Source organism: Streptomyces durbertensis, from assembly GCF_014156695.1.
Taxonomy (GTDB): Bacteria; Actinomycetota; Actinomycetes; order Streptomycetales; family Streptomycetaceae; genus Streptomyces; species Streptomyces durbertensis.
In genome coordinates this window covers 1-933 of record NZ_WMLF01000852.1, presented here as the reverse complement: position 1 = coordinate 933, position 933 = coordinate 1, and the positions used below count along the sequence as shown (strand labels likewise).

Annotated in this window: 1 protein-coding gene; it reads left to right on the top strand. The window is 73.0% G+C overall.

Features of this window, described 5'->3' with window-relative positions:
* A partial coding sequence (locus tag GL263_RS27270; protein ID WP_228456874.1) for a S1C family serine protease occupies positions 1-918 on the top strand: 918 nt, incomplete at its 5' end.
* Positions 919-933 lie beyond the last annotated feature (15 nt).

Genomic DNA, 933 nt, shown 5'->3' with positions numbered 1-933 from the left:
ACCTTCGAGGGCGAGCTGGAACAGCGCTACCAGAAGGTCGTCCAGGACGTGCTCCCCTCGGTCGTCCAGATCACCACCGACGAGGAGCTGGGCTCGGGCGTGATCTACGACCGGCACGGCCACATCGTCACCAACGCGCACGTCGTCAACGGGAAGCGGCGGTTCGAGGTGGAGCTGGCCACCGGCGGCCGGCCGCTGCGCGCCGAACTGGTCGCCGCCTACGAGGAGCAGGACCTGGCGGTCATCAAGCTGACCGACCCGCCGCGGCGACTGCACCCGGCGACCTTCGGCGACTCCGGCCGGGTCGCCGTCGGACAGGTCGTGCTGGCGATGGGCAACCCGCTGGGGCTGTCCTCCAGCGTCACCCAGGGCATCGTCTCGGCCGTGGGCCGCTCGGTCACCGCGGGGCAGGGCGGCGCCACCATCGGGAACATGGTGCAGACCTCGGCGGCCATCAACCCGGGCAACAGCGGCGGAGCGCTGGTCAACCTCTCCGGGCAGGTCATCGGCATCCCCACCCTGGCCGCCCGGGATCCGCGGCTGGGCAGCGGCCCGGCGCCCGGCATCGGCTTCGCCATCCCGGCCGCGACCGTGCGGAAACTCGCCGCGCAGATGATCGAGCACGGGGAGGTCGTCGACCCGGACAGGGCGGCGCTCGGCGTGTCGGTGCGGACGGTGCTCGGCGAGGAGTTCCGGCCGGCCGGCGCGTCCGTGGTGCGGGTCGTACCCGATGGGCCGGCCGACAGCGCCGGCATCCGTCCGGGGGACCTGATCGTCCGGGTCGACGACAGCGAGGTCAACGACGTCGTGCAGCTCGCCGAGGCGCTCGCCGGCCACGAGCCGGGCGACACCGTGCGGGTGGAGGTGGAGCGCGCCGGGGACCGGCGCACGTTCCGGGTGACGCTCGGCGAGGCATGAGACCTGTCTCTTATA